Annotated in this window: 24 protein-coding genes; 4 read left to right on the plus strand and 20 right to left on the minus strand. The window is 67.6% G+C overall.

The window, feature by feature from the left end; genetic code table 11:
- Positions 1-93 precede the first annotated feature (93 nt).
- The 11 genes from V3B25_RS21275 to glnA form a co-directional block, all read right to left on the minus strand.
- The gene (locus V3B25_RS21275) at positions 94-720 is read right to left on the minus strand and encodes a superoxide dismutase family protein (RefSeq protein ID WP_317216781.1); all 627 of its coding nucleotides are present in this window, start codon (positions 718-720) and stop codon (positions 94-96) included.
- Between the two features lie 31 nt (positions 721-751).
- Entirely contained in the window at positions 752-1,321 is a 570-nt protein-coding gene (locus tag V3B25_RS21280; RefSeq protein WP_004134573.1) for a superoxide dismutase family protein, read from the minus strand.
- A 93-nt stretch (positions 1,322-1,414) separates the two neighbouring features.
- A complete protein-coding gene (gene ntrC / locus V3B25_RS21285) occupies positions 1,415-2,863 on the minus strand; it encodes a nitrogen regulation protein NR(I) (protein WP_049462225.1) in 1,449 nt (482 codons plus the stop codon).
- Positions 2,856-3,917 carry an ATP-binding protein gene (locus V3B25_RS21290; protein ID WP_329811513.1) on the minus strand — a complete coding sequence of 354 codons (1,062 nt, stop codon included), beginning with the start codon at positions 3,915-3,917 and terminating at the stop codon, positions 2,856-2,858. The genes ntrC and V3B25_RS21290 overlap by 8 nt, the downstream gene beginning before the upstream one ends.
- Before the next feature lie 115 nt (positions 3,918-4,032).
- Positions 4,033-6,078, minus strand: coding sequence for a TonB-dependent receptor (locus tag V3B25_RS21295; RefSeq protein ID WP_329811514.1), 2,046 nt, complete (start codon positions 6,076-6,078; stop codon positions 4,033-4,035).
- A 105-nt stretch (positions 6,079-6,183) separates the two neighbouring features.
- Positions 6,184-6,498 carry a hypothetical protein gene (locus tag V3B25_RS21300; RefSeq protein ID WP_049423150.1) on the minus strand — a complete coding sequence of 105 codons (315 nt, stop codon included), beginning with the start codon at positions 6,496-6,498 and terminating at the stop codon, positions 6,184-6,186.
- 84 nt (positions 6,499-6,582) lie between these two features.
- Positions 6,583-7,758, minus strand: coding sequence for an MltA domain-containing protein (locus V3B25_RS21305; RefSeq protein WP_049423178.1), 1,176 nt, complete (start codon positions 7,756-7,758; stop codon positions 6,583-6,585).
- Positions 7,759-7,825: 67 nt separating this feature from the next.
- Entirely contained in the window at positions 7,826-8,572 is a 747-nt protein-coding gene (locus V3B25_RS21310) for an N-acetylmuramoyl-L-alanine amidase (protein WP_049423158.1), read from the minus strand.
- Positions 8,573-8,801: 229 nt separating this feature from the next.
- The gene (amt, locus tag V3B25_RS21315) at positions 8,802-10,232 is read right to left on the minus strand and encodes an ammonium transporter (RefSeq protein WP_049423160.1); all 1,431 of its coding nucleotides are present in this window, start codon (positions 10,230-10,232) and stop codon (positions 8,802-8,804) included.
- Positions 10,233-10,253: 21 nt separating this feature from the next.
- Complete coding sequence (locus tag V3B25_RS21320; protein ID WP_004134334.1) at positions 10,254-10,592, minus strand: P-II family nitrogen regulator; 339 nt, start codon at positions 10,590-10,592, stop codon at positions 10,254-10,256.
- 368 nt (positions 10,593-10,960) lie between these two features.
- Entirely contained in the window at positions 10,961-12,370 is a 1,410-nt protein-coding gene (gene glnA, locus V3B25_RS21325) for a type I glutamate--ammonia ligase (RefSeq protein ID WP_004153533.1), read from the minus strand.
- A gap of 224 nt (positions 12,371-12,594) precedes the next feature.
- Here glnA and V3B25_RS21330 point away from each other — a divergent pair, with 224 nt between their 5' ends.
- Both V3B25_RS21330 and V3B25_RS21335 read left to right on the plus strand, forming a co-directional pair.
- Complete coding sequence (locus V3B25_RS21330; RefSeq protein ID WP_032130149.1) at positions 12,595-13,389, plus strand: undecaprenyl-diphosphate phosphatase; 795 nt, start codon at positions 12,595-12,597, stop codon at positions 13,387-13,389.
- A 73-nt stretch (positions 13,390-13,462) separates the two neighbouring features.
- On the plus strand, positions 13,463-14,290 hold the full coding sequence (locus tag V3B25_RS21335; protein WP_049423162.1) for an META and DUF4377 domain-containing protein: 828 nt from the start codon (positions 13,463-13,465) through the stop codon (positions 14,288-14,290).
- 142 nt (positions 14,291-14,432) lie between these two features.
- On the opposite strand, the gene V3B25_RS21340 is transcribed toward V3B25_RS21335, so the two are convergent.
- The 9 genes from V3B25_RS21340 to V3B25_RS21380 all read right to left on the minus strand — a co-directional run bounded on the left by V3B25_RS21340 (position 14,433) and on the right by V3B25_RS21380 (position 23,405).
- Positions 14,433-15,044, minus strand: a complete 612-nt coding sequence (locus tag V3B25_RS21340) for a YbhB/YbcL family Raf kinase inhibitor-like protein (protein WP_049423164.1) — start codon at positions 15,042-15,044, stop codon at positions 14,433-14,435.
- A 10-nt stretch (positions 15,045-15,054) separates the two neighbouring features.
- Complete coding sequence (locus V3B25_RS21345) at positions 15,055-17,124, minus strand: tetratricopeptide repeat protein (protein ID WP_049423171.1); 2,070 nt, start codon at positions 17,122-17,124, stop codon at positions 15,055-15,057.
- 56 nt (positions 17,125-17,180) lie between these two features.
- Positions 17,181-18,170, minus strand: coding sequence for an alpha/beta fold hydrolase (locus tag V3B25_RS21350; RefSeq protein ID WP_049423179.1), 990 nt, complete (start codon positions 18,168-18,170; stop codon positions 17,181-17,183).
- Between the two features lie 52 nt (positions 18,171-18,222).
- Positions 18,223-19,014 carry a lysophospholipid acyltransferase family protein gene (locus tag V3B25_RS21355; protein ID WP_049398187.1) on the minus strand — a complete coding sequence of 264 codons (792 nt, stop codon included), beginning with the start codon at positions 19,012-19,014 and terminating at the stop codon, positions 18,223-18,225.
- 120 nt (positions 19,015-19,134) lie between these two features.
- Entirely contained in the window at positions 19,135-19,569 is a 435-nt protein-coding gene (locus V3B25_RS21360; RefSeq protein WP_032128719.1) for a hotdog fold thioesterase, read from the minus strand.
- Positions 19,570-19,579: 10 nt separating this feature from the next.
- Positions 19,580-21,631, minus strand: a complete 2,052-nt coding sequence (locus V3B25_RS21365; RefSeq protein WP_049423173.1) for a phospholipase D family protein — start codon at positions 21,629-21,631, stop codon at positions 19,580-19,582.
- A complete protein-coding gene (locus tag V3B25_RS21370) occupies positions 21,628-22,245 on the minus strand; it encodes a YceI family protein (protein WP_032128717.1) in 618 nt (205 codons plus the stop codon). Before V3B25_RS21370 ends, V3B25_RS21365 begins: the two co-directional genes overlap by 4 nt.
- 4 nt (positions 22,246-22,249) lie before the next feature.
- Positions 22,250-22,726 (minus strand): histidine phosphatase family protein, encoded by a 477-nt coding sequence (locus V3B25_RS21375; protein WP_005407539.1) that lies wholly within the window; start codon positions 22,724-22,726, stop codon positions 22,250-22,252.
- Between the two features lie 49 nt (positions 22,727-22,775).
- Positions 22,776-23,405, minus strand: a complete 630-nt coding sequence (locus tag V3B25_RS21380) for a ParA family protein (RefSeq protein ID WP_049423176.1) — start codon at positions 23,403-23,405, stop codon at positions 22,776-22,778.
- 123 nt (positions 23,406-23,528) lie between these two features.
- Between V3B25_RS21380 and V3B25_RS21385 the strand changes: the two genes are divergently transcribed.
- Complete coding sequence (locus tag V3B25_RS21385; RefSeq protein ID WP_049398189.1) at positions 23,529-25,013, plus strand: AAA family ATPase; 1,485 nt, start codon at positions 23,529-23,531, stop codon at positions 25,011-25,013.
- Positions 25,014-25,514: 501 nt separating this feature from the next.
- On the plus strand, positions 25,515-25,846 hold a 332-nt coding region (locus V3B25_RS21390; protein WP_329811516.1), incomplete at its 3' end, for a transposase.

Here is a 25,846-nt window from a genome sequence, read left to right on the forward strand (position 1 = left end):
CTGGCCGGCAACCTCCGGATCTGCGATTGCCGGCCAGCGGCCGGCACTACCGATAAAGAAAAACGCCGGCTTGCGCCGGCGTTTTCTGATGGCTTACTGCGCCTTCTGGATCACTGCGCAGGCCAAGCGCGCACCGGCGTTGCCGGTCGGCTGGGTCTTGTAGTCATCCGCATCGGCATGGACGATCAGGCCGCGGCCGATGATGTCGAAGTCATCGCCCTTGCCGATGTTGACGTTGCTCGACACCGGACCGTCGATGGTGGCCACGCCCTTGTCGTCGGCCTTGATGTTGGGCATGTCGCCACCGTGGTGCGGATCGGCGGACACGCTGCCGTGATCCTGCTTGCCCGGGTTGAAGTGGCCACCGGCGCTCATGCCGTCCGGGGCGCTGCAGTCGCCCTTCTCGTGGATGTGGAAGCCGTGCTCGCTGCCCGGCTTCAGGCCGCTGATCTGGCCGGTCACGTGGACCTTGCCGTCAACCACCTTGAAGGTGACGCTGCCCTTGGTCTCGTTGCCCTGGGTCGGCGCCAGCTCGGCCGTGGCCGACGCGTCGGCCGCCGGGGCGGCAGCGGGTGCCGGTGCTGCGGCCGGTTCAGTGGTTGCGCCCTCAGCCGGCGCGGCCGGCGCGGTTTCAGCCTGCGGCGCGGCCGGCTGCTGGTTGCAGGCCGCCAGGCCCAGTGCAGCAATGGCTGCGAACAGCGAAGTGTGGATCAAACGCATGGAATCTCTCCCTGGATGATGCCTGCAGTGATCAGCGGACAACCCGGATCACGCCACAGGCGATGCGGACGCCGGCATTGCCGGCGGGCTGGCTGCGATAGTCGTCGGCGTTGGCATGCACGACCAGTGCACGTCCGGCGATATCGGTGGCGGCGCCTCCGCCAAGGGTAACGCCCTTGAGGTGGATATCGACGTTGGCGCGGCCCTGGGCGTCGGCACGCAGATTGTCCATGTCGCCCAGGTGGTGCTTGCCGGTGCCGGCGCGGCCATGCGCAGCGCCACCGGGATTGAAGTGATTGCCGGCACTGCTGGCATCCACCGCGCTGCAGTCGCCGCGCTCGTGGATGTGGAAGCCGGCCTGCTGCATCGGCTGCAGGCCACCGATCAGCCCGGTGATGTGGATGCCACCGGGCTCCACCATCAGCGCGATGCGGCCACTGACGATGCTGGCCGAGGCCGGCGACAGATTGGCCTCGGCCTGCTTGGCGGCGCTGACCACGGTCGGCGGTGGCGGGGTGGGTTCGGCCTTCTTCGGTGCACTGCCACAGGCAGACAGCAGCGCGGCGGCGGACAACGGCAGGATGGCAAAGGACAGACGCATCGAAGACTCCTTGCAGGTGACACTACGGACGGCATCGTCCATGAACGATCAAAGGTTCGGCAAGCGGGCGCGAGGATCGCGTGCAGGGACCGTTCAATGGCCCCCGCGACGGCGCCCGGCGCCCAGCTTGCGGGTAAGGGTATTGCGGCCAAGGCCCAGGCGGGCCGCGGCTTCGGCGCGGCGGCCGTGGGTGATCTGCAGCGCGGCCTCCAGCAGGGCATGGTCGACCCGCTCTCGCACCTGCGCGTGCAGCCCTTCCACGCCTTCGGCCAGCTGACGGCGTGCCCATTCGGCCAGCAGCGCCTCCCACTGCCCCGGATCGGCGTTGGTGGTGCTGCTGCGACGACCGCGCGTACGGTTGAGCGCGGTATCGACGTCGGCCACACCAATGGTGTCAGCGGCGGCCAGCGCCGCCATCCGCCAGCACACGTTTTCCAGTTCGCGCACGTTGCCCGGCCAGTCGTGTTCGCGCAGCGCCTGCAGTGCGGCAGCGGTCAGGCGCTTCGGCGGCGTATCCAGCTTGCGTGCGGCGGCGCCCAGGAACGTACTTGCCAGTTGTGCGATGTCCTCGCGACGCTCGCGCAGCGGTGGCAGCTGCAGGCGCACCACGTCCAGGCGATGCAGCAGATCGGCACGGAACTTCCCCTGCGCGACCAGTCCTTCCAGATCCTGGTGGGTGGCGGCAATCACCCGCACGTCGACGCGGATCAACTCGCGGCCGCCGACGCGGAAGAACTCGCCCTGTGCCAGCACGCGCAACAGACGGGTCTGCAGCGGCAACGGCATATCGCCTATTTCATCGAGGAACAGCGTGCCGCCGTTGGCCTGCTCGAAGCGGCCGATATGGCGGCGCTGGGCACCGGTGAAGGCGCCGGCTTCGTGGCCGAACAACTCGCTTTCCAGCAGCTCGGACGGGATTGCAGCAGTATTGAGCGCGACGAACGGCCCCTGCGCGCGCGGCGATTCGCGATGCAGCGCATTGGCCACCAGCTCCTTGCCGGTGCCGGTTTCGCCGGTGATCAGCACCGCCAGCGGTGCCTGCGCCAGGCGGCCGATGGCACGGAACAGCGCGCGCATCGGCGGGGTATCGCCCACCAGTTGCGGCGGCTGGTCGCCATGCGCTTCCGCCGCAGGTGTGGGCGCCGCCAGTGCCGGTGCAACGGCCGGCAGCACACGCTGCGCCAGCGCCACGGCGTCGTCCAGATCGAACGGCTTGGACAGGAATTCATGCGCGCCACCGCGGAACGCACCGGCCGTGCTGGCCACGTCGGTGTAGGCCGACATCACCACCACCGGCAGCTGCGGCAGCGCGGCCTTGAGCTTGTCCAACAGCACCAGGCCATCGTCACCCGGCATGCGCACATCGGTGAACAGCAGCGCCGGCGGCGGGCCTTCGCTCAACGCCTGCAGGGCGGGGGCGGCGCTGTCGAAATCGACGACCTGGTAGCCCGCCTCGCGCAGCGCGGTGCACAGCACGAAACGCACGGCCCGATCGTCATCGACCACCCAGATGCGCTGCGGGGACGAAGAGGACTCAGACATCGCGTGGGGCCTCCTCGGCCGGGGCGGCGCCGTTGCCGATCGGCAGCAGCAGGGTGAACACGGTATGGCCCGGGCGCGAGCGGTAGGTCAGTGTGCCGCGATGTTCGCGTGCGACCTGCTGCGCCAGCGCCAGGCCCAGGCCAGTGCCTTCGGCGCGACCACTGACCAGCGGCAGGAACAGATGCTCGGCCAGCTCCTCGGGCACGCCACGGCCGTCGTCGGCGATTTCCAGGCGCAGCGCCAGCGTGTGCAGCTGCTCGGCGATGCGTGCACCGTGTTCTACGCGGGTACGCAGGGTGATGTTGCCGGCGCCGGCCTGGATCGCGTTGCGCACCAGGTTCCACACCGCCTGGGTGAGACGGTCGGCGTCGCCGTGGAATTCGGGAATGCTGGGGTCGTAGTCGCGCTGCAGGCGTACCGCCCAGCCGGCCTCGTTCTCGGCCAGGCGCAGCACGCGCTCCAGCGCGGCATGGATGTTCAGTTCGGCATGCGGTGCGGCCGGGGCCGGCGACAGCAGCTGGTCGAGCAGGCCGTTGAGGCGTTCGATCTCCGAGCCGATCAGCTCGATCAGCTCGCGTTCGCTGGCATCGCGTTGGGCCGCGCGGCGGGCCAGCAGCTGGGCCGCGCCCTTCAACCCGGCCAGTGGGTTGCGCAGCTCGTGGGCCAGTCCCTTCAGCGCCGCACTGAGCGCGCTGGGCAGGGCCTGGGTCGGGTCGAGCCCGGGGAATTCATCGACCGGATGCGCCTCCAGCAGCCAGCCGCCATCGTCGCGGCGGCTCATCCAGCCCTCGGCGAAGCGCGGCGCCTCGCCGGGCACCGCCAGCGCCAACCGGTTCAGGCGCAGGCTGTCGCGCTCATCGCGGGCCAGGAAATGGGCCAGTGCCTCGCCCTGCACTTCCAGTGCGGCCAGCGGCCGCCCCAGCAGGCGCCGGACGCTGACGCCCAGCCAGCGGGCGAAGGCCGGGTTGCAGCCGGCAATGCAGCCATCGGCCCCGGCCCAGGCCAACGGCGTGCCCAGGGCATCGAGGGACGGCGGGGGTGCGGGGTCGGACATTGCACCAATGTAGTGCAAAACGCGGGTCCGGGGTCGGATCCCTTTCCGTCAGGAAAGGGCCCTGACCACTGCCGCAGGGCGAGCAAGCTCGCCCACTACCGGATACGTGAGCGGGTCACAGTTTCATATTGAGGCCGACGAACACGCTACGGCCAGGGGCCGGCGAAAACATCGGGCGAGCGCTGTCCCAGAAGAAGCTGTCGTACCAGGCGTAGGCGTACTGGCGTCCGGTAACGTTCTTCAGCTGCAGGTCCACGCTCCAGCGTGGGTTGATCTGGTAGGCCGCGCTGAGGTCGAGCACGGCAAAGCCACCGAACTTTCCGGCCACATTGCGCTCCTCAAGGTAGTAGTCGCCCTGCGCGCGTGCCTGCAGGCCGAGGCGAAGTGCGTCGCTGGCGCGGTAATCCGCCCCCAGGTTGCTGATGTATCGCGGGGTGGCGGCCACTTCGCGGCCCTGCAGGGAAATGCTGGCGTCGCGGTCGTCGCGGGTGATCTTCGCTTCCTGGTAGGCGTGCGACGCCCATACCGTCCAGTCGTCGCCCAGCTGCAGGCTCAACTGCGCATCCACGCCGCGTCGGCGGGTCTTGCCCAAGGTGACCGTGGTACCGGTGGCCGGCATGTTGGACACCTCGTTTTCCGCATCCTGCTGCCATACCGCCAGACGTGCCTGGCTGCCCGCGAACGGCTGGAACTTCAGGCCCAGCTCCATGCCGGTGTTGGTGGACGGATGCATCGGCGCCTGGCCCGGGGCGAGGTAAGTCGGCGCGGTGGATCCAGTGAGCACCTGGAAGGTGCGGCCCCAGTTTGCGTAGACGTGGGTGTTCTCGCCCAGGCTGTGGATGACGCTCAGTTTGGGCTGGCCGATGCTGCCGTAATCCTGCAGCCGAGCGCTGAGGCCGTTCATCAGGTGGGTACGGCCACTGAAGCGGTCCACACGGTAGGCCGGCACGATCTTCCACGCCTCGACGGGCTGGTAGATGGCCTGCACGTAGGCGCCCCAATTGTCGAAGCTGTGGCGGTCGTTGTTCTGCACCCGTGCCGGGGCACGGCTGAAGTCGGTGGGTTCGGCGTAGGCGTAGCGATCGCGGAGGTAGCTGTTGTCCTGCTGCTCGTAGTTCAAGCCGCCCTCGACGGTAAGCGCGGGGCTGGCCTGCCAGGTGAGCGTGCTGAGCAGACCGGTCTGCCGCTCATCCCACACGCGGCGCTGGCGCGGCAGGTTGCCGGTGGGCAGGTCGCTGAAGGTCACGCGGCGGTCGTCTTCGTAGCGGTTGTAATAGAGCCGCGTGCCGAAGGTGAGCCTCTCGGACAGTTTCATATCCAGGTGCGCGGCAATCTGGCGCATGTCGCGGTCATCGCCATCGTTGCCGTTGCGCAGGTCGCTGCCGCGGCGATGCGTGCGCAGTTCGTCGGCGGTCATGAAGCCGGGTTCTTCGGCTTCGTGGTGGTACGCACGCGCGGTCAGGCCCACGCGCAGGCCCTCGTCCAGCGAGCCGTAGAACCACTTGCCGCCCAGCGAATATTTCTTCGAGGTGTCGTGGTCGCGGTAGCCATCGCTGGCCTGGGTGCCGACGAAATAGTTCTGTGCGACGCCATTGGCTTCACGGCCTACCGCCAGCTGCGCATCACGGGTGTTGTAGCTGCCGTAGGCCAGCCGCGCATCGGTATAGCTGCCGCCCTGGCGCGTGCCGAAGTTCACGTTGCCGCCGATGTTGTGCAAGCCATAGCGCGGATCGTTGGTACCGCGCACTACTTCGATGTAGCTGATTTCCAGCGGGAACAGCATGTCGATGAAGCGCTGGTTGCCGCTGTTGACGTTGCTGGGGATGCCATCGATCAGCGTCTTGATGGCATTGAGGTAGCCCTCACCGTTGAAGGCGCGGAAGCTGACCTTGCCCGATTCGGCACCCTGCCGGGTTTCGGTGAGCTGGATGCCGGGCATCTGCCCGAGCAGTTCCCAGCTGTGCGAGACGTTTCGGTCTTCGATCTGGTCCGCGCCCAGCACGTCCACCGAGGTCAGCACCTGGTGCGCGCTCAGCTGGCCCTCCCCGTGCTGGTGTACCTGCACCCTGCCGAGGGTGAGTGCGGCGTCGGCCGATTGTGCGAGTGCTTCAGGGGCGAACGGAGCCGCCGCGAGGGTGGCCACCAGCGTGGAGGTTTTCATGGGGGTGGACGGGCGCAGATAAAATGTAATTATATAACATTACATGCGTCTGCCATGTGGAGTCGAGCCATGCTCGACTCTACAAAAACGGGGTGGAGCGGTGGCTTACACCGGGTAGCCGGTAGCTTCCCGAGCCTTCTTCCAGGCACTTTCGAATTCGCGCGCGGAGATTTCGTCGTCTTCGTCGAAATCCAAGAACGACACCGGCTGGTCGGCCAGCAGGAAGCGGTCATCGCTGTGGGCATGCTCGTCGGCCCAGACCATCCTGGTGCCGTAGATCTCCACCTGGCGCACGATCTTCTCGCCACGGGCTTCCATCAGCACGTTGCCCTTGCCCAGGCCCGATTCGGCCCAGTGCTTGTAGTACTTCTTTGCGGCGGATTTCGCGCCGGGTTTTGCGTTGTGCTTTGCGTAGGTCATTGCAGAGGTCCTGGCCGCAGGCGCGGCCGGAAAGTTCGGAATGGCGCCATTATCGCCCGACCTCGCAGCGCGCAGGTGAGTGCTTCACCGGGCCGACGCAGGCAGCGCCACGCCCTTCGGCCACAGCATCCAGATGTTGCCCTTCTGCTTCATGTCGCCGGCCAGCTTGCCTGCGGCATCGCCACTGCCCCAGTACAGGTCCGCGCGCACTTCGCCGGCAATGGCGCCGCCGGTGTCCTGCGCGGCCACCGGGCGCACCACCGGGGTGCCGTCCGGGCGCGTGGTGGACAGCCACAGCAGGCTGCCCAGCGGCACCACGGTGCGATCCACCGCCACGCTGTAACCAGCGGTGAGCGGCACGTTCAGTGAACCGCGTGGACCCTCCGGGCTGTCCGGGTTGCGCACGAAGAACACGTAGCTGGGGTTGCTGCGCAGCAGTTCCGGCACGCGCGCAGGATGGGCCCGGGCCCAGGCGCGGATCGCGTCCATGGTGACGTCTTCTTTCTTCAGCTGGCCCTGGTCGACCAGCCAGCGACCGATCGCGCGGTAGGGGTGGCCGTTCTGTTCCGCATAGGCCAGCCGCACCTGCGTGCCATCGGGCAGGCGCACCCGGCCCGACCCTTGGATCTGCAGCAGCTGCAGGTCCATCGGGTCGATCAGCCAGGCCAGTACCGGCGCCTTGGCGCCCTTGGCCGCGATGGTGCCGGCGTCGTCATAGGGCTTGAGCACCTTGCCCTCGACGCGCCCGCGCAGGCGCTTGCCCTTCAATTCCGGGTAGACGCTGTCCAGCTGCACCACCACCAGATCATCGGGCGTGCCGTACACCGGTACAGTGGCAGCAGCCGTGCGGGTGAGGCTACCGGGGTAGATCGGCTCGTAGTAGCCGGTAATCAGCCCGTCGGCCTGGTGGCCGCCGGCACGCAATGCATAGACATCCAAATCGCGCTGCAGGAACTGGCGGATCGCCGCCGGGTCCTTGTCCGAAACCGTCGCGGCGGTGGCGCAGGGTTTGGCCCAGACCGCATCGTTCTTCAGGCGGGTGCAGCTGCTGCGCCAGGCGACGAAACCGGCCTGCAGGTCGCTGTCGGAGACCGGCGGCAGTGCACTCCATGCGGCCTTGGCATAGGTGGCCGCGGGCGGCGTGACCGGCGTCGGCACTGCGGTTCCGGTGCGGGGAGCGCTGGTGGAGCAGCCGGCGAGCACGGCCGCTGCCAGCAGGATGCAGTGCTTGCGCTTGAAGAAGGTGGCGGAATCGATCATGCCGCCATGGTGGAGTGCCGGCCGCTGGGCGGCAACCCAGCGCGGGGCCAAGCGTTCATGCGCCGGCTCACGGCGTCTGCAGCAGCAGGGAATGCAGGATGCGGGCGTCTTCGGCATCCAGTGTCTTCGGCAGGTCGTCGCGGCCACGGAAACGGCGGTGGAAGGCAGCGACGGCGGCGTCCCGGTTGTCGAGCGGATAGCCGAAGCGGGCCAGCGCACTCCACGCGTCAAAGCCTTCCGGCGCCGCACCGTCGGCAGCGCGCGGCCAGACGCCGAATCCAGCCTCGGCCAGCTGCTGCCACGGGAAAAAGCGGCTCGGGTCCTGCTTGCGTGTCGGCGCCAGGTCGGCATGGCCGATCACCTGCCGCGGCGGAATGTTCAGGCGGGTGGTGAGATCGCGCAGCAGCACGATCAGCGATTCGATCTGCGCCGCACTGAACGGGCTGCGGCCGTCGTTGTCGAGCTCGATGCCGATCGATGCCGAGTTGAGGTCGGTGATGGTGCCCCAACGCCCGGCGCCGGCGTGCCAGGCGCGGCGCTCATCGGCAACCAACTGATAGCGATGGCCATCGGCACCGATCAGGTAGTGCGCGCTGACCGGTCCACCGCTGTTGGCCGTGCGCAACGTACGCAGGCTCTGCTGCACTGACTTCTGCTCGGTGTGATGGATGACGATGATGACGGGCGTGCGCGCGTTCTGGTTCGGCGACGGCACCCAGGTGGCGAGCGGGTTGCGGGTTTCCTGCGGCGCGGAGGCACAGGCGGCCAGCAGCAGGCAGGCCGAGAGCATCAGGGCAGTGCGGATCGGGTGCATGGCCTGATTGTGCGCGATCAGGCGCGATGATGCATGTCACAAGGAGATTCTGTAGGTCCACGCCAGGCGTGGATGCGCCACTCCGGCTGTGCCGACCAACGGTCGGCACCCACCAGAGCAGACCCAGACCCCGTGCCAAGCAAGCTTGGCACCTACCAGAACGAGGACAGTGGAAGTGCCGACCAATGGTCGGCACCCACAACATCAATGCAATAGCTCTGCCGCTACTTCAGGCGTCGTAGGCGGATTCGCCGTGCGAAGTCACATCCAGGCCGGTGCGCTCTGCTTCCTCGGTCACGCGCAGGCCAACCACGCTGCGCACCACCAGCAGGATCAGCGTGGTCACCACCGCCGACCACACCACGGTGAGGCCGACGCTGACCACCTGCACCCAGACCTGGTGCGCGATATCCAGATCCGCCTTGGTACCACCCAGCGACTGTGCACTGAACACACCGGTAAGGATCGCGCCGACGATGCCGCCGACACCATGCACACCGAACACGTCGGCGGTGTCGTCCACCTTCAGCAGGCGCTTCAAACCGGTCACACCCCACACGCAGACCACGCCGGCGACGAAGCCGATGATGATCGCGCCGAGCGGGCCGACGGTGCCGCAGGCCGGGGTGATGCCGACCAGGCCGGCCACTGCGCCCGAGGCCGCGCCCAGTGCCGACGGCTTGCCCTTGCTGATCGCTTCCACCAGCGTCCAACCGAGTACGGCAGCGGCCGTGGCCAGCACGGTATTGAGGAAGGCCAGCGAGGCGACGGTATCGGCGGCAGCGGCGGAACCCGCGTTGAAGCCGAACCAGCCGACCCACAGCAGCATCGCGCCGATATAGGTAAACGGCACGTTGTGCGGCTTCAGCGCAGTCTGGCCATAGCCCAGGCGCTTGCCGACGAACCACGCGGCGACCAGACCGGCCACACCGGCGTTGATGTGGACCACGGTGCCACCGGCGAAATCGATCGCGCCCATCTCACCCAGGTAGCCGCCACCCCAGACGATGTGCGCCATCGGGATGTAGCTGAGGGTGAACCACAGCGCCGAGAACAGCAGCACCGCACGGAACTTGATGCGCTCGGCGAACGCGCCGACGATCAGCGCGGTGGTGATGCCAGCAAACGTCGACTGGAAGGCGACGAACAGGTAGTCCGGCAGGCCCTTGATCGGGGTGTTGCCGACCGACTCCGGAGTGAAGCCCTTGAGGAAGGCGAATTCGGTGAACGAGCCGAAGAACGGATTGCCGGCGCTGAACACCGCGCTGTAGCCATACGCCACCCACAGCAGCAGCACCAGCGAGAACACCACCAGGATCTGGCTGAGCACCGACAGCACGTTCTTCGAACGCACCAAGCCGCCGTAGAACAAGGCCAGGCCCGGCACCACCATCAGCAGCACCAGCAGGGTGGACGTCAGCATCCAGGCCACGTCGCCATGGTCGTAGGTCGCGGCGGCTTCAGCCGCGGCCGGTGCGGCGGCCGCAGCGACCGGATCCTGCAGCGGTTCGACCGCCACGCTTTCGCTCGGCAGCGGCGAGATCTGGGCCTGAGCGTGGGCACTGCCCGGCCAGGCACCCGCAGCCAGCGCACTCAGCAGCATCAACAGGCACACGATATGGAACCGGGCTTGCCACCCGGTGAGAAGGCGCATCTTCATGGGGGAGTCTCCGGAAGGGGGTTACAGCGCGTCGGCACCGATTTCGCCGGTGCGGATGCGGATGACCTGTTCGACGGCGGTGACGAAGATCTTGCCGTCACCGATCTTGCCGGTGCCTGCCGAGGATTGGATCGCTTCGATCACCGCATCGGCACGCTCGTCGGTGACTACGGTTTCGATCTTGATCTTAGGCAGGAAATCGACGACGTACTCGGCGCCGCGATACAGCTCGGTGTGGCCCTTCTGGCGGCCGAAGCCTTTCACTTCGGTCACGGTAATGCCCGACACGCCTGCGTCGGAGAGGGCCTCGCGGACCTCGTCGAGCTTGAACGGCCGGATGATGGCGGAGATCAGTTTCATGCGCATGTCCCGAGGGTGGATGGGGCCAGCGCGCCAGCGCGCGTTGGCATCAGGCAACCAGCGGCCATCAGGATGATGGCCGTGGCTGTTGCACCGGACACGTACAGGGCCGGGACGGCCGTGCCTCTCTCCTTGCACGACCGACGCGGGAGGGAGGGCGGCCCTGGTCGCGTATCCGGTCTCTCTTGCCCCTGTTTCAGCGGACCAACAGTCCGCTCTACTGCAGCGGGCCAGCGGCCCGCTCTACCACGGCGGGTCGGGGTCCGCTCTACCACGGCGGACCGGGGCCCGCCCTGCGGCTCCCCAGCCGCGAAGACGGAAGCGATGGCGGCGGGTGGGAGGGGGAAGCCCACCGCCATCGCCACCGGTCAGCTGGCGTAGTACAGCTGGTATTCCAGCGGGTGGGTGGCCGCGCGGAACTTGGTCACTTCCTGCATCTTCAGCGCGATGTAGCCGTCGATGAAGTCATCGCTCATCACGCCGCCGGCCTTCAGGAACTCGCGGTCCTTGTCCAGCGCTTCCAGCGCCTGGTCCAGCGAGGAGCAGACCTGCGGGATCAGCTTCTCTTCTTCCGGCGGCAGGTCGTACAGGTCCTTGTCGCTCGGTGCGCCCGGGTCGATCTGGTTCTTGATGCCGTCCAGGCCGGCCATCATCAGCGCGGTGAAGGTGAGGTAGCCGGACTGGATCGGATCCGGGAAGCGCATTTCGATGCGGCGTGCCTTCGGGTTGGACACCCACGGAATGCGGCACGAAGCCGAACGGTTGCGGGCCGAGTAGGCCAGCATCACCGGTGCTTCGTAGCCCGGCACCAGGCGCTTGTAGCTGTTGGTGCCCGAGTTGGCGAAGGCGTTGATGGCCTTGGCATGCTTGAAGATGCCGCCGATGTACCACAGCGCCAGCTGGCTCAGGCCACCGTAGCCGTCACCGGAGAACAGGTTGGTGCCGCCCTTGGACAGCGACTGATGCACGTGCATGCCGCTGCCGTTGTCGCCGACGATCGGCTTGGGCATGAAGGTGACGGTCTTGCCGTTGCGGTGCGCGACGTTCTTGATCACGTACTTCATGCGCAGCAGTTCGTCGGCCTTCTGCACCAGGGTGCTGAACTTGGTGCCGATCTCGCACTGGCCGGCGGTGGCCACTTCGTGGTGCTGCACTTCCACTTCGATGCCGACCTGTTCCAGGGTCTTGCACATCTCGGCGCGCAGGTCGTGCAGGGTGTCGGTCGGCGGCACCGGGAAGTAACCGCCCTTCACGCCCGGACGGTAGCCGCTGTTGGCGCCGTCGTACTTGGCGCCGCTGTTCCACGCCGCTTCTTCCGAGTCGACCTGGAAGAAGGTGTGGCCCATTTCATTGGCGAAGCGGACCGAATCGAAGATGAAGAATTCCGGCTCCGGGCCGAAGAACGCGGTTTCGGCGATGCCGGAGGACTTCAGGTAGGCCTCGGCGCGCTTGGCGATGCCGCGCGGGCAACGGCCATACGGCTGCATGGTGGCCGGATCGAGGATGTCGCAGCTGATCACGATGGTCGGATCGGCGTAGAACGGATCGACGTAGGCGCTGGCGGTATCCGGCAGCAGCACCATGTCCGATTCGGCGATTCCCTTCCAGCCGGCGATCGAGCTGCCATCGAACATCTTGCCTTCTTCGAACAGCGACGGCTCGACGATGCTGACCGGGAAGGTCACGTGCTGCTCGACACCACGCATGTCGACAAAGCGCAGATCGACGAACTCGATCTGGTTGTCCTTGATCAGCTTCTCAACGTTTTCCACGGACATCGGTACGACCTCGGATGGGGATGAATGCCTGCTGAGGTACAGCAACGACCGTGCCAACTTTTCGCAGGCTGCAAGTCATTGATTTCAAAAAGGCCGCCCCGCAGCGGTGCAGAACCGTGCGCACCAAATGGGTGCAGTCGACAGCGGACGCACCCGTTTGGTGCGGCAGTGATCGTCTATCCTCTCGACCTTCTTCCTTCCTGCCGCGCGTGCCCGCACCGTCCATGTCCGACCTGCTCTCCGCCCTGTTGCTGGGCATCCTCGAAGGCTTGACCGAGTTCCTGCCGATCTCCAGCACCGGCCACCTGCTCATCGCCCAGCACTGGCTGGGTGCCCGTTCGGACTTCTTCAACATCGTCATCCAGGCCGGCGCGATCGTGGCGGTGGTACTGGTGTTCCGCCAGCGCCTGCTGCAGCTGGCCACCGGTTTCGGGCAGCGCGAGAACCGCGAGTACGTATTCAAGCTGGGCGCGGCCTTCCTGGTCACCGCCGTGGTCGGCCTGGTGGTGCGCAAAGCCGGCTGGTCGCTGCCCGAGACGGTCAGCCCGGTGGCCTGGGCACTGATCATCGGTGGCATCTGGATGCTGCTGGTGGAGGCCTACACCGCGCGCCTGCCCGACCGCGACCAGGTGACCTGGACCGTGGCGATCGGCGTCGGCCTGGCACAGGTGGTGGCCGGCGTGTTCCCCGGCACCTCGCGTTCGGCCTCGGCGATCTTCCTGGCCATGCTGCTGGGCCTGAGCCGCCGCGCGGCGGCTGCCGAGTTCGTGTTCCTGGTCGGCATTCCCACCATGTTCGCCGCCAGCGCCTACACCTTCCTGGAAATGGCCAAGGCCGGACAGCTGGGCAGCGAGAACTGGACCGAGGTGGGCGTGGCCTTCCTTGCCGCGGCCGTCACCGGCTTCGTCGTAGTGAAGTGGCTGATGGGCTACATCAAATCGCACAGGTTCACCGCATTCGCGCTTTACCGAATCGCGCTGGGCGCCGCGCTGCTGCTGTGGTTGCCCTCCGGCAGCTGAACAGCGCCGGGGCACGGTAACCCCGTTGCCGGCCCCACCCCGTTTCCCCCACGGTTCCCCAAGGAGAATCACCATGAACCGCAAGCTCACCCTGCTCCTCCCGCTGGCCCTACTGGCCGCCTGCAGCCAGACCCCGGCCCCGGCCGGCACCGGCGGCGACGACGTGGCCCCGGCCGCGGCCAAGGCAGCAGACCAGCAGACGCTGGCGCACCTGGACGCGCAGCGCCTGCAGAGCCAGCACTGGCTGCTGCAGCAGGCCACCGCCGCCGACGGCAAGCGCATCGACGCGCTGTTCGCCCGCGAAGACAAGCCGGTCACCCTGGACTTCGCTGATGGCCGCCTGTCGGTCAGCAACGCCTGCAACCACATGGGTGGCGGCTACACCCTGGCCGACGGCAAGCTGACGGTCAGTGCGATGGCCTCGACCATGATGGCCTGCACCGACAAGGCGCTGATGGCGCTGGACGAGGCCGTGTCGAGCCGCCTGCAGGGCGAGCTGAAGGCCGAGCAGGATGCCGATGGCAAGCTGACCCTGACCACCGCCAAGGGCGACGTGCTGGTGTTCAACCCGGAACCGACCGCTGAAACCCGCTACGGTGGCGCCGGCGAAACCGTGTTCCTGGAAGTGGCCGCCAAGACCGAGAAGTGCTCGCACCCGCTGATCCCGGACTACCAGTGCCTGCAGGTGCGTGAAGTGAAGTTCGACGACAAGGGCCTGAAGCAGGGTGAGCCGGGCAAGTTCGAGAACTTCTACGGCAACATCGAGGGTTACACCCACGAGGACGGCGTGCGCAACGTGGTGCGCGTGAAGCGCTACGAAGTGAAGAACCCGCCGGCCGATGCGCCATCGCAGGCGTACGTGCTGGACATGGTGGTCGAGTCGGCCATCGAGAAGAAGTAAGACGACAGAAGGGCGGCCGCGAGGTCGCCCTTCTTCGTTGTGTAGAGTCGAGCCATGCTCGACTGCTTCTACGGTGAGTCGAGCATGGCTCGACACTACAGAAGCAAAGCCGGCCAGCGGCCGGCTCTACCCATCGTGCCGCTCAGCCCAGTGCCGGGTTCAACGTGTAGGTGCCATGCAGTGCGGCTTCGGCCAGCACGTGGCCGTGCATGGCGCGATATGCGTCGGCGGCGGTGAAGCGCGCCGGAAGCTCCAGCGAGGCCACATCCAGCGCGAACACGCGGAAGAAATAGCGGTGCACGCGTTCGTCGTTGAACGGCGGATACGGGCCGTCATAGCCCAGGTAATCGCCGGCCATGTCCGGGTTGCCCGCAAACCAGCCGGTGAAGTCGTTCAGGCCCTGGCGGCTGCCCGCCGGGCCAGCCGGTGCGGTCTTGCCCTTCACCACGAAGCCATCGCTGCAGCTGCCGGCGGCGATCTCCTGCACCGAGGCCGGAATATCGGCCATCACCCAGTGCACGAAGTCGCAGCGCGGCTGGTCGCGCGGCACGGTCATGTCGCTGCGGCCGACCGTTTCCGCAACGGTCGGCACATCCGGGTCCACGCACACCAGCAGGAACGAACGCGTGCCTTCCGGTGCGCCGTTCCAGGCCAGGTGCGGATTGCGGTCCGGCGCGAAACCGGTGGCATCGCCGGCGGCGAACGCGCGGTCGATCGGCGCGCCGTTGGTCAGGCTGTGGCTGCTCAGTTGCATCGGCTTCTCCTTACTCTTCCGGGTAACCCAGGCGCACCGCAATCGGGGTGAGCTTGGCAAAAGCGGCGCTCATCACGTCGCGGTAGTTGCGCCAGTGGCCCGGCGGGAAGCGCGGTGCGCCCAGCTGTGCGGCCGGCGGCATCTGCCGCTCGAACAGGCGTCCCAGCAGCTCGGCCATCGCGTGCGGATCATTGCCGATCTGGTCGATGCGCAGCAGCACGTGCGGATACAGTTCTTCCTCATGCAGGGTGGCAACCTGCGCCAGCCCGCGCGCCAGCCATTCGCTGGCTTCAGCCAGCGAGGTCATCGCCAGCGGAGCGGCAGCGCCGTAGGCCACCCAGTCCAGCAGCATGTCGCGCGGGTCACGCAGCACGAGCAGCAGTCGTCCCTGCGGCAGCTGCGGGCGCAGCGCCCACAGCAGGGCGTTGTCCCACCACAGCAGCCAGTCGATGACGGCATCGCCCTGCAGGCCACGCGCCGGCAGCTGCTCGCGCCAGCGCTGCACCAGCCGCTCCGGGGTCAGCACGCCGGAGGCGAGGTCCTGCAGCGTGTGGTAGTTCTGGAATGCATCATCCGGCGGATTGCTGGTGTAGCGGTCGCTGCGCAGCACCGGGCTGGCGGCCGCCAGGCCGGTCGCAACCCGCTCCACACCCGAACCCGGCGCACCCCACAGGAAGATCGGCGCGGAGCTGGCATCACTGTCGATCTCGCCCTTCTCCGGCCAGCTCGGCGGCGCCTTGGCCTGCGGTGGAAGCGGCAGGCGCTGCGGTGCCTGGTCGGCCTGCAGCGCCATCCACGTCTGCAGCGCCTGTTCCGGCTGGCCAGCGCGGTCCTGGATTTCACCCAGCCAGGTACGGAGGTCGGCGCGATGGCCGTCCGGCGCCCTGTCGATCAGCGCCTGCACGCGCGCGATCGCGGCGACCGGATCACGCTGCAGCAGGCCTTCGACCAGGCGTGTTTCGCCACTGACGCGGCCCGGTTCGAGGCTGACGATACGTTCGGCGATGGCTTCGGCCTGTTCGTGTTCGCCCACCATGTCATGCAGGCGCAGGCGTGCTTCCAGTGCCGGCAGATGACCCGGCATCGCGTCCATCCAGCGCTCCACGGTCGCCGCGGCGGTCGGGCTGCCGACTTCTTCCACGGCCAGGCGTGCCAGCCACAGGTCGTGCAGCTGCGGATGCTGTTCCAGGGCAGCGTCCAGGCGCGCGCGGGCCTCGTCTTCGCGGCCCAGGCGCTGCCAGGACATCAGCAGCAGCTGCAGCACCTGGCGGTCGTCGGGGATCGATTCCAGCAACGGCAGCAGATGGTCCAGCGCCTGCAGCGGCTGGCCGCCGCGCAGCGACAGTTCACCGGCCAGGCGACGCATCGACGGCGTATCCATGCCTTCCTGCTGAAGCGCGATCTGCATCGCTTCGGCAGCCGCCTCCAGGTTGCCCTGGCGCAGCGCCAGCTGCACTACCAGGCCATGCAGCGAGCTGATGGCCGGGTTCAGTTCCAGCACGCGGCGGAACGCCTGCTCGGCGAAGGCAAGCATGTCCTTGCCCAGGTAGGCGAAGCCCAGTGCGTACAGCACGCGGGTGTCGTTGGGCTGCGCCTGGTTGGCCGCCGACAGCAGCGTCAGAGCACGATCAGGGTCGTCGCGGCGCAGCGCGATCATGCCGTCGATGGTCAGCAGTTCCGGGTGGTCCGGCTCTACGCGCGAGGCCAGCGTGGACAGGCGCTGGGCTTCATCGAAGTCGTTGCGGCCGATCGCCAGGTGCGCCTGCATCAGATAGGCGGCGAAGGAATTCGGGTCAAGCCCGGTGGTACGTGCCAGCGCTTCGTCAGCGCCCTGGTACTGGCGCAGGGCGAGCAGCAGGCCAGCGTGCTGCAGGTGCAGCTGGGCATCATCGGGGGCCAGCTGCAACGCCTGCTGCAGCGCCTCCATCGCATCCTCGGCCTTGCCCTGCTGCTGCAGCGCAAGCGCCAGCCAGCGGTGGGCTTCGGCTTGGCCGGGTTCATCACGGGTCCACGCCTGGGCCAGCTGCACGGCCTGGTCGGCCTGGTTCTGGCGCAACGCTTGGATGATCTGGTCTTGCATGGCGGTCCGGTTCAAGTGCAAACCCGCATTGTAGCGGTCCACGCACCGGTGCCGGTTCAGCCCGCCAGCACCCGCTGCAGGCGCTGCGCCACCCAGCGCTCGGAGAAGCCGTCGCCGCGCCAGTTTTCGATGAACCCGCAGTGGCCGCCCCAGCAGGCGGTTTCCAGGCGCGCCTGGCCCGGCAGCTGCCAGTTGCTGAAGGTCGCGTACGGAATCACCGGGTCATCCTGCGCCATCAGGATGTCGGCCGGTACCTGCAGGGACGACAGGCGGTCGCCGGCGATCGAGTAGCCGTCGAAATAGGCCTGCAGCGAACCGAAGCTGGTGTGGCGCTCGACCAGCCAGGCGGTCAGCGCGCGGATGTCCAGCTTCAGCACGCGGTCGTCGCAGTCGCTCAGCTCGGGGAACAGATCGCGCTTGCGGCGCAGCGAGCCGGCCCACTTGCGGCGGAAGTACCAGTCGTACATCGCCGGGCCGTTCTCGATGCTCTCCATCGTCAGCGCCGGGTCCAGCACCGGGCACACCGAGGCGACGCGCAGCAGCGGCACGCCGGCCGCCGGCGCGCGCAGGGCCAGGCGCAGCACGAAGTTGCCACCCAGCGAATAACCGGCGGCCACCAGCGGCAGCTGCGGCCAGCGCTGGGCGATATCGCCCGCGGCATGCACCACTTCATCGATCAGGTTGGAGTGGAAGATGCCGGGGTTCAGATGGTGGGTGTTGCCATGGTCGCGGAAGTTCAGCCGCACCACATCGAAACCCTGTTCGATCATGCGCGCGGCAGCCATGCGCATGTAACTGGATTCGGCACTGCCCTCCCAGCCATGCAGCAGCAGGGCCATGCCCTTCGGTTCGCGGCCTTCGACATGGCTGTGCCAGCCCTGCAGGCGCACGCCATCACCGCCGTCGAGGATCAGCTCTTCGCTGACCGCACCGGTGGCGGCCAGCAGCAGCAGGCCGCGCTGCAGGCGCATGCGGCTGGAGCTGAGCATCGACTGCAGGTGCGGATTGCGCAGCCAGCGCGGCGGCTGGTAGTCAGTCGCATGCAACGTCGGTGTACCGGCGTCCAGGACGGGTGGCGGGACCAGGGCCACCGTGCCCTCAGCCGGTGCTCATGGCCGCCACGATGCGCGCGCGCGAGGTTTCCGCGATGCGTCGACGGCCTTCCAGGTCCTGGGTACCGATCGGCTCCAGGAAATGCACTTCGGTATGCCGCGCCGGCTCACCCAGCAGGCGCAGGAAATTGGCGGCGAAACTCTCGCCCGGGCCGAATGCCACGATGGTCTGTGCGTCACCCTTGAACCCATAGACCAGCGCCACAGGCTGCACCGGAACACCGGTTTCGACCGCGGCCTGGAAGATGCGGGCATGGAACGGCCCCACTTCATGGCCACCGCGGGTGCGCCCTTCCGGGAACACGCCTACTGCCTTGCCGGCACGCAGGCGATCGGCCATCACCTGCATCACGCCACCGAGCGATTCGGTATTGCCGCGCTGGTGGAAGATGGTCTGCCCGCGCGCGGCGAGCCAACCGACCAGCGGCCAGCTGGCGATTTCGCGCTTGGCGACGAAGCCCATCATGCGCTGGCTGTGCAGGATGGAGATGTCGACCCAGCTGACGTGGTTGGCGACGAACAGCACGGCACCGGGCAAGGGCTGGCCCACCCGTGACAGGCGGAAGCCGAAGATCCACATCAGGCCGCCCTGCCACCAGTTCACCACCTTCGCCCCGAAGGTATCCTCGCCCACGCGCAGCTCGCCCCACGGCGGGAGCATGCCGATCAGGATCAGCGGCAGGAACACGATGATGTGGACCAACAGCAGCGGTACGCGGTACAGGTAACGGCACACACGCGCCACGCCGCCACGGGGGGCCGGAGTGGGGGAAGTCATCCGCGCACGATACCGGAGCGCCGCAGCAGCTGCCAGCCGATTTAGGCCATAACCGCCATTGACCGGGGCAATCGGCAGGGAACGCTGGGTTCTGCCGCCGTCAACACGCCCGCCGGGGGCTCAACCGTGGCCGGCGGCCACCACCGCCAGGGTCAGCCGAGAGATGCACACCAGCCGGCCCTGCTCGTCTTCGATGCGGATCTCCCACAGCTGGGTGCTGCGGCCCACGTGCAGCGCGCGGGCGGTGCCGGTGACCGTGCCCGAGCGCACGGCGCGCACGTGGTTGGCGTTGATTTCCAGGCCCACGCAGATCTGCTTGCCGGTATCCACGCACAGGTTGCCGGCGCTGCTGCCCAGGGTCTCGGCCAGCACCACCGAGGCACCGCCGTGCAGGATGCCGTACGGCTGCCGGGTGCGCTCGTCCACCGGCATGGTGGCCTGCAGCCAGTCTTCGCCCGCAGCACTGAAGACGATGCCGAGGGATTCGATCGCCGTGTTGCGGCTGAGCGCGTTGAGCTGCTCGATGGAAACGGCTTCGCGGAATACCTGGGTCATGCGGGCACCTTCAGAGGATGGGAACGAGGCCGGCGCCGAATGCAGTCAGCATGCGCACCAGCAGCCACTTCGGGCCGACGTTGACTTCGGGGAAGTCGCCGACGGCGACGTAGCAGTTGTGGAACGCCGGGTCCTGCCGTGGCAGCGGCTGCGGGCAGTCCGGACCGGGCTTGAACTCGTAGTCGGTGGCGTAGCGCCACGGCCAGAAGTCGAGGATCGGCAGCGCTTCGGAGGCTTTTCCGACGCTGTAGTTCAGGCCCGACAGCACTGGCGGCTTGGCCCGCGGCGCCACTGTCCACGAGTTCTGCGGATGGGTATCGCGCAGGATGCTCTCGGCCAGCTGCTCGGCAAACACCGGATCGTCGATGATCACCGCGCCTTCGGTGTTGTAGTTCTCGCTGCGCGGATCGAAGTTGTGGGTGCCGACCACGCCGATGCGGCGATCGACCACCAGCGACTTGGCGTGCAGGCCCATGCGGGCGCCCTTGCGGGTGACCGGCAACGGCTTGTTGACCGCCTTGCTGCCCAGGAACGACGGACGCGTCTCGGTGCGCAGCAGGCGCGTTTCCACCTCGCTGCCGGCGGCGCGGCGACGTTCGCGCGCGTTCTGGTAGGCACTGCCGGTACGCGGATGATGCACCGCCACCTGCTTGCGGGGCGCGGCCAGATCCCCGTCGCTGCCACCACCGGCATTGCTGCCAGCGGCGCTGCCGCCGATCAGCGGATTGCGCCCACCGTCGTCGTCGCCTCCGGGCGCGGCGATCGGGTCGGGCAGCAGATTGCGGTAGTCGACCGGTGCATCCAGCGGGAACGGCTTGTATTCGAAGATGTTGAAGCCCAGTTCGCGCATGTTGCGCCGCTTGTACTTGTACGACAGCGCATACACGATCGGGTTGTCGGTGGCCGCCAGGCTGTTGCTGGACACCACCACGCGCGGCGGCTGCGGGCGCTTGCGCAGCTCGCGGAACAGCTTCTGCGCCGGCTTGGACAGCACCAGGTACGGCGTCTGCAGGATCACTTCCTTCTGCGCACCGGCAATGAGTGCGTCCAGCTGCGGCTCGGTCACGTGCTGGCCGGCCAGCGGGGCATCGGCCTTCTCGCGGCGGTGCTTGCGCGGCAGGTCGGCGACGTAGCGCACCGAGGCCACCGGCAGCGCGGTATCCACGAAGGAACGGGTGACGAACTCCATGTCATTGGCTTCAGCGCTGACCCGCTGCACCCGCTCCGGGCGGCGGAACGTGGCGGGCGGCAGCACCGGCACGCCTTCGCGCAGCAGGGTGCGGCCCACGTCATTCAGGCGCTCGGCCGGCACGCTGCGCTTGGCGCGCCAGAACGCATCGAAGTTGGCCGCCATCGCCCGCGCTTCCGGGCCGGCGATCATGACGTCGCGATCGCGGAAGTTGTACTCGCGATCCCAGTCGTAATAGTCGTCCTGGTAGTTGCGGCCGCCGACCACGCCGATCGCATCGTCGATCACCAGCAGCTTGTTGTGCATGCGCTGGTTGAAGCGACGGAAGCAGCACAGCACGCTGCCGGCGTAATCGAAGTAGTTCAGCCGGGCCTTGCCGAAGGTCGGGTTGTAGACCCGCAGCTGGAAGTTCTGGTGGGCGCCGGACAATGCGCCAAGGATCTGCAGGTCGGAGATCGCCGAGAGCTGGTCGATCAGCACGCGCACCTTCACCCCGCGCCGCGACGCGGCCAGCAGTTCGTCGATAACCAGCCGCGCGCTGTCGTCCTTGTCGAAGATGTAGGTCTGCAGGTCGATGCTGCGGGTGGCACTGCGCAGCAGGTTCAGGCGCGCCACCAGGGCGCCCTCGCCCTCGTCCAGCAGGGTGGCGTAGTGGCGCGGCTGCTCCGGGGTGGATTCGGTGAACGCCCGGCCGGCCAGCGCCCGCAGCGGCGAATCCTGCGCGCAGCGGTCGGCGCGCTGGCAGTCGACCTGGATCGAGCGCGCCTGCACGGCGATCGATTCGGCGCGGTCGCGCTCGGCATTGGACAGCGATGCACAACCGCTGCCCAGCAACACGGTTGCCAGCGCCAGTACACGCAGCAGGAGGTTCACGGTTTCGGCGCCTCGCTCAGGCGCGCTCGCAATACGAAGGTCACTCGGTCACTCAAGGCAAGCTGCCAGCTGTCCATTCCATACCGGCCTCGCTGCACGGTACCGCGGCTGACGACGTCGCAATCATAGCCGGGTCGGGCGCAATCCGCTTTCTCGACCTTCAGTGTCTCGGGGTGGCTGATCCCGCGCAGGGTCAGCCGCCCGTTGATGTCGCCCCCGTCTTCCACGGTCTCCGGCCAGTACGGCAGCGAGTCGAACTCGACCACCGGGTGGCGGCCTGCGTCGAAGAACTCCTCGCCGCGCATCCAGCCGGTGTAGCGCGCCTTGCCGGGGATCTCGACCGAGCGCGTGAACATCTTCAGGTGCACCTGGTGGCGGCCGTCGGAGAGGATCTCGATGCGACCCTCGAAGTGCGGGAACAGGCCTTCGATGCGCTGCCCGAAGCGGGTGCGCACCTCGAAACCGATCTGCGAGCGCTGGGTATCCAGGTGCAGGACCCGGTGCGCTTCAGCGACCACCGGCGGCAAGGGCGTTGGCGGTGGCGCGGCAGCCCAGGCCGCGCCGGAAGCCAGCAGCACGGGCAGCAGAAAGCGGCTGCGCCGCGCCAGGCTCATTGGATCACGGCCACCAGAACGCGTTCAGGCTGGCCACGCCCGGCTCGATCGAGGCCTCGCGCGGGAAGCCGAGCACGGCAATGCCGGCCGGCGGCATGCCGCGATAGTCGCTGCTGGTGCCTTCCGTCATCAACGCCACCAGGCGCTCCAGGCCGGGGTTGTGGCCGACGATCAGCACCCGGTCGAGGTCACGGCGGTCGTCCACCAGCGCCGCCAGGGTGCCGGGGGTAGCCTCGTAGATGCGGTCTTCCAGGCGCTTCTCGACATAGCCGATGGTGCCGAGCACGGCTTCCAGGGTCTCCCGGGTGCGCCGCGCCGGTGAGCACAGCACACAGTCCGGCAGCAGGTTGTTCTCCTTCAGCCACTTGCCGGCGGCTTCGGCTTCGGCGAGCCCCACCGGCGACAACGGCCGGTCGAGGTCGGCCTGGCCGGGGGTAGCCGGTTCGGCATGGGCATGGCGCAGCAGGATCAGTTCACGCATCGCGGGTTTCCATGAAGAAGAGGATGCAGCAGAAAGAGTGACGCAGGCATCAAAACTTCAGCCAGGACAGCAGCGGCTCCCAGTCGGCCTGGTGCTCGCGCACCTGGGCCGAGCGGTAGTCGAACAGGCTGCGGCCCAGGCCGGTCATGACCACATAGCTCTGGCTGTCGCGCAGCTGCGCGACCACCGGGTACGGCCATTCACCCAGCATCTGCAGCGCCTGCTGCGAGGTCTGGGTCCATGGTTTGGTACGGTTGAGCACCAGCCCCACCGGCAGCTTGCGGCTGTGCACGCGCGGGTTCTGGGCCAGGCTGTTGAGGAAGCCGACGATCGCTTCGATGTCCAGCGCCGAGGGCAGCACCGGTACCACCACCGCGTCGGCTGCGTCGAGGAAATGAGGAATATCGTCAGCCAGGGCACCGGCCGGCGCATCGATGATGACGGTGTCGGTGCCGTCGGGCAGCTTCTGCGCCCACTGCTTCTTCCGATACACGTCGATGGGGAGCACCGCGCTTTCCAGCCCGGCACGGCGTTGTGCCCAGCGGGTGCTGGAACCCTGCGGGTCGGCATCGGCAATCACCGTGGCCTTGCCCTGCAATGCCGCGTACGCGGCCAGGTGGGTGGCGACGGTGGTCTTGCCCACCCCGCCCTTGGAACCGGCCACCAGGATCGTCTTCATGCCAGCCTCGCTTCCGGGTACGTGCCCCGAGCGTACACCGGTGATGGTGACGGGAGGTAGCGTCGTGCTGAACCAGCGGCCATCGCCTTTGCTATCGTGGCGCCCCCGAAGGATCGAACCGGCATGAGCGAACTGCAGGATCTGAGCGCGTTGATCCGCGCCAATACCCCACTGATCGTCATCGAGACCCAGGACGAGGGTCGCATCGTCGAGCTGTTCCGGCAGACGCTGATGCACGTATGGCGGGCGCTGCACCGCTGGTCGATCACCGAGGGCCTGCGCCGGATCGACCTGGACAGCGAGGACCCGCCGGTCGGGCCACCCGATGCCAGCGCGGCCCTGCAGATGATCCGCCAGGCCGACCAGCGCGGCGTCTACCTGCTGCTCGATTTCCATCCCTACCTGGGCTATGCCAGCCACCAGCGCGCCCTTCGCGACCTGATCCAGCGCCGCCACAGCGAGCCGCATGTGCTGGTGCTGATCGGTGCCAAGGTGGAACTGCCGGCCGAGCTGGAAGCACTGGCCGTGCGCTTCAACCCGCGCCTGCCCGATGCCAATGCCCTGCTGAAGATGCTGCGCGAGGAGGCCGACGCCTATGCGCGCGAGCATGGCGGCCGCCGGGTTGAAGTCGACAGCGAGGCGGTGAAGAAAATCCTGAAGAACCTGCAGGGCCTGAGCCTGGTCGATGCCCGGCGCATCGCGCGCCAGCTGATCTACGCCGACGGCGCACTGCGCGACGACGACCTGCCACAGCTGGCGCGGCTGAAGTTCGAGCTGCTCAACCGCAGCGGCCACCTGTTCTTCGAACATGACAGCGCGCGCTTCGGCGATGTGGCCGGCGCCAACCGGCTCAAGCGCTGGATCAACCAGCGGCGGGTGGCGTTCATTGCCGGCTCCGCCCCGGCCGGGCTGGACCCGCCGCGCGGCATGCTGCTGCTGGGTGTACAGGGCTGTGGCAAGTCGATGCTGGCCAAGGCCACCGCCGCCGGCTTCGGCGTGCCCCTGCTGCGCCTGGACGTGGGCGCGCTGTACAACAAGTACCACGGCGAGACCGAAGCCAACCTGCGCCAGGCACTGGCCTCGGCCGAACAACTCGCGCCCTGCGTGCTGTGGATGGACGAGATCGAGAAGGGCCTGGCCAGCGGAGGCGAGGACGGCGGCGTGTCACGCCGCGTGCTCGGTTACCTGCTGACCTGGATGGCCGAACGCAAAGCGCCGGTGTTCATCGTCGCCACCGCCAACCAGGTGCACGAGCTGCCCGCCGAGCTGCTGCGCAAGGGCCGCTTCGACGAGATCTTCTTCGTCGATCTGCCCTCGCCCGACGTGCGCGTGGAACTGCTGCGGCTGCACCTGGGCCGGCGCCAGCTCAACGCCGACGACTTCGCACTGCCCGCGCTGGCGGCGGCCGCCAATGGTTTTTCCGGCGCCGAGATCGAGCAGGCGATCGTGGCTGGCCTGTATGCGGCGCATGCCGAGGGCCGGCCGCTGGACACCGAGCTGCTGATGACCGAGATCCGCGCCACCCGACCGCTGTCGGTGCTGATGGCAGAGCAGGTAGAAGCACTGCGTGCGTGGGCGTCGGGGCGGACGGTTTCCGCGGACGACTGAGGGGTTTCCAGCGAACGGCGCAGCCCCTCGTGGCGGCTGGTTGACTGTGAACATCAAAAGCCGCGCTTGGCCGGGCGGGATGGATTCGCGGGGGACGCCGTCAACCCGTCCATGGGGGCTTGGCCGCGGCATCCATGCCGCGGACACCCCCGCGAACCCATCCCGCCCGGCCTCTGACAATTTCCGAGTGCGTCCGCCACGGAAAAGAAAAAAGAAGAGCAGAAGCAAAGGCAAAAGCGCTTGGCCGGCCGCTCTTTGTAGAGCCGAGCCCACACTCGGCTGCATTTCGATCAGATATCGAATACTCGATTCCGATGTGGATTCATTCGCGCATGGCGTGGACATCGTGTCGACCAAGGTCGACACCTACCAGCAGCTGGGAACTGTCGGAGGCGGGGCGGTGTGGGTTGGCAGGACCGTTGGCGCCATGGATGGCGCCATCGAGCCCCCATGGTGAAGTGCCCCCCGGGAGTTGGACACCAGATCCAACCCCGAGGATACATGAACAAATACGACGCGCGTTTCAAACTGCAGGTCGCCAAAGAGGCCTGCAAGACCTCCACATCGGTCAAAGCCATTGCCCGTCGCCACGGCCTGGAGTTCTCCACGGTCAGGCGCTGGGTGGCGACCTATCGGCTGCATGGTTGGCGGGGATTTCATCGCCAGGCCCGGTCCTATGACCTCCCGTTCAAGCTGGCTGTCCTGGAGAAAATGAGCCAGGACGGCATGTCCGGGCGGGAGGCCACCACCTACTTTCAAATTGGCGATGCCGGCGCGGTGGGGCGATGGCGGCGCCTGTATGCTCAAGGCGGTGCCCAAGCGTTGGCACCCCC

Source organism: Stenotrophomonas sp. SMYL8 (assembly GCF_036320065.1).
Classification (GTDB): domain Bacteria; phylum Pseudomonadota; class Gammaproteobacteria; order Xanthomonadales; family Xanthomonadaceae; genus Stenotrophomonas; species Stenotrophomonas maltophilia_A.

Bases quoted from the DNA above. Each gene is read 5' to 3' on its own strand.
- amt (WP_049423160.1), bottom strand. From the start codon at position 10,232: ATGAAGATGCGCCTTCTCACCGGGTGGCAAGCCCGGTTCCATATCGTG.
- V3B25_RS21275 (WP_317216781.1), bottom strand. From the start codon at position 720: ATGCGTTTGATCCACACTTCGCTGTTCGCAGCCATTGCTGCACTGGGC.
- V3B25_RS21345 (WP_049423171.1), bottom strand. From the start codon at position 17,124: ATGCAAGACCAGATCATCCAAGCGTTGCGCCAGAACCAGGCCGACCAG.
- V3B25_RS21280 (WP_004134573.1), bottom strand. From the start codon at position 1,321: ATGCGTCTGTCCTTTGCCATCCTGCCGTTGTCCGCCGCCGCGCTGCTG.
- glnA (WP_004153533.1), bottom strand. From the start codon at position 12,370: ATGTCCGTGGAAAACGTTGAGAAGCTGATCAAGGACAACCAGATCGAG.
- V3B25_RS21385 (WP_049398189.1), top strand. From the start codon at position 23,529: ATGAGCGAACTGCAGGATCTGAGCGCGTTGATCCGCGCCAATACCCCA.
- V3B25_RS21375 (WP_005407539.1), bottom strand. From the start codon at position 22,726: ATGCGTGAACTGATCCTGCTGCGCCATGCCCATGCCGAACCGGCTACC.
- V3B25_RS21290 (WP_329811513.1), bottom strand. From the start codon at position 3,917: ATGTCCGACCCCGCACCCCCGCCGTCCCTCGATGCCCTGGGCACGCCG.
- V3B25_RS21340 (WP_049423164.1), bottom strand. From the start codon at position 15,044: ATGCAACTGAGCAGCCACAGCCTGACCAACGGCGCGCCGATCGACCGC.
- V3B25_RS21335 (WP_049423162.1), top strand. From the start codon at position 13,463: ATGAACCGCAAGCTCACCCTGCTCCTCCCGCTGGCCCTACTGGCCGCC.
- V3B25_RS21330 (WP_032130149.1), top strand. From the start codon at position 12,595: ATGTCCGACCTGCTCTCCGCCCTGTTGCTGGGCATCCTCGAAGGCTTG.
- V3B25_RS21380 (WP_049423176.1), bottom strand. From the start codon at position 23,405: ATGAAGACGATCCTGGTGGCCGGTTCCAAGGGCGGGGTGGGCAAGACC.
- V3B25_RS21295 (WP_329811514.1), bottom strand. From the start codon at position 6,078: ATGAAAACCTCCACGCTGGTGGCCACCCTCGCGGCGGCTCCGTTCGCC.
- V3B25_RS21370 (WP_032128717.1), bottom strand. From the start codon at position 22,245: ATGAGCCTGGCGCGGCGCAGCCGCTTTCTGCTGCCCGTGCTGCTGGCT.
- V3B25_RS21310 (WP_049423158.1), bottom strand. From the start codon at position 8,572: ATGCACCCGATCCGCACTGCCCTGATGCTCTCGGCCTGCCTGCTGCTG.
- V3B25_RS21300 (WP_049423150.1), bottom strand. From the start codon at position 6,498: ATGACCTACGCAAAGCACAACGCAAAACCCGGCGCGAAATCCGCCGCA.
- V3B25_RS21305 (WP_049423178.1), bottom strand. From the start codon at position 7,758: ATGATCGATTCCGCCACCTTCTTCAAGCGCAAGCACTGCATCCTGCTG.
- V3B25_RS21355 (WP_049398187.1), bottom strand. From the start codon at position 19,014: ATGACTTCCCCCACTCCGGCCCCCCGTGGCGGCGTGGCGCGTGTGTGC.
- ntrC (WP_049462225.1), bottom strand. From the start codon at position 2,863: ATGTCTGAGTCCTCTTCGTCCCCGCAGCGCATCTGGGTGGTCGATGAC.
- V3B25_RS21360 (WP_032128719.1), bottom strand. From the start codon at position 19,569: ATGACCCAGGTATTCCGCGAAGCCGTTTCCATCGAGCAGCTCAACGCG.
- V3B25_RS21320 (WP_004134334.1), bottom strand. From the start codon at position 10,592: ATGAAACTGATCTCCGCCATCATCCGGCCGTTCAAGCTCGACGAGGTC.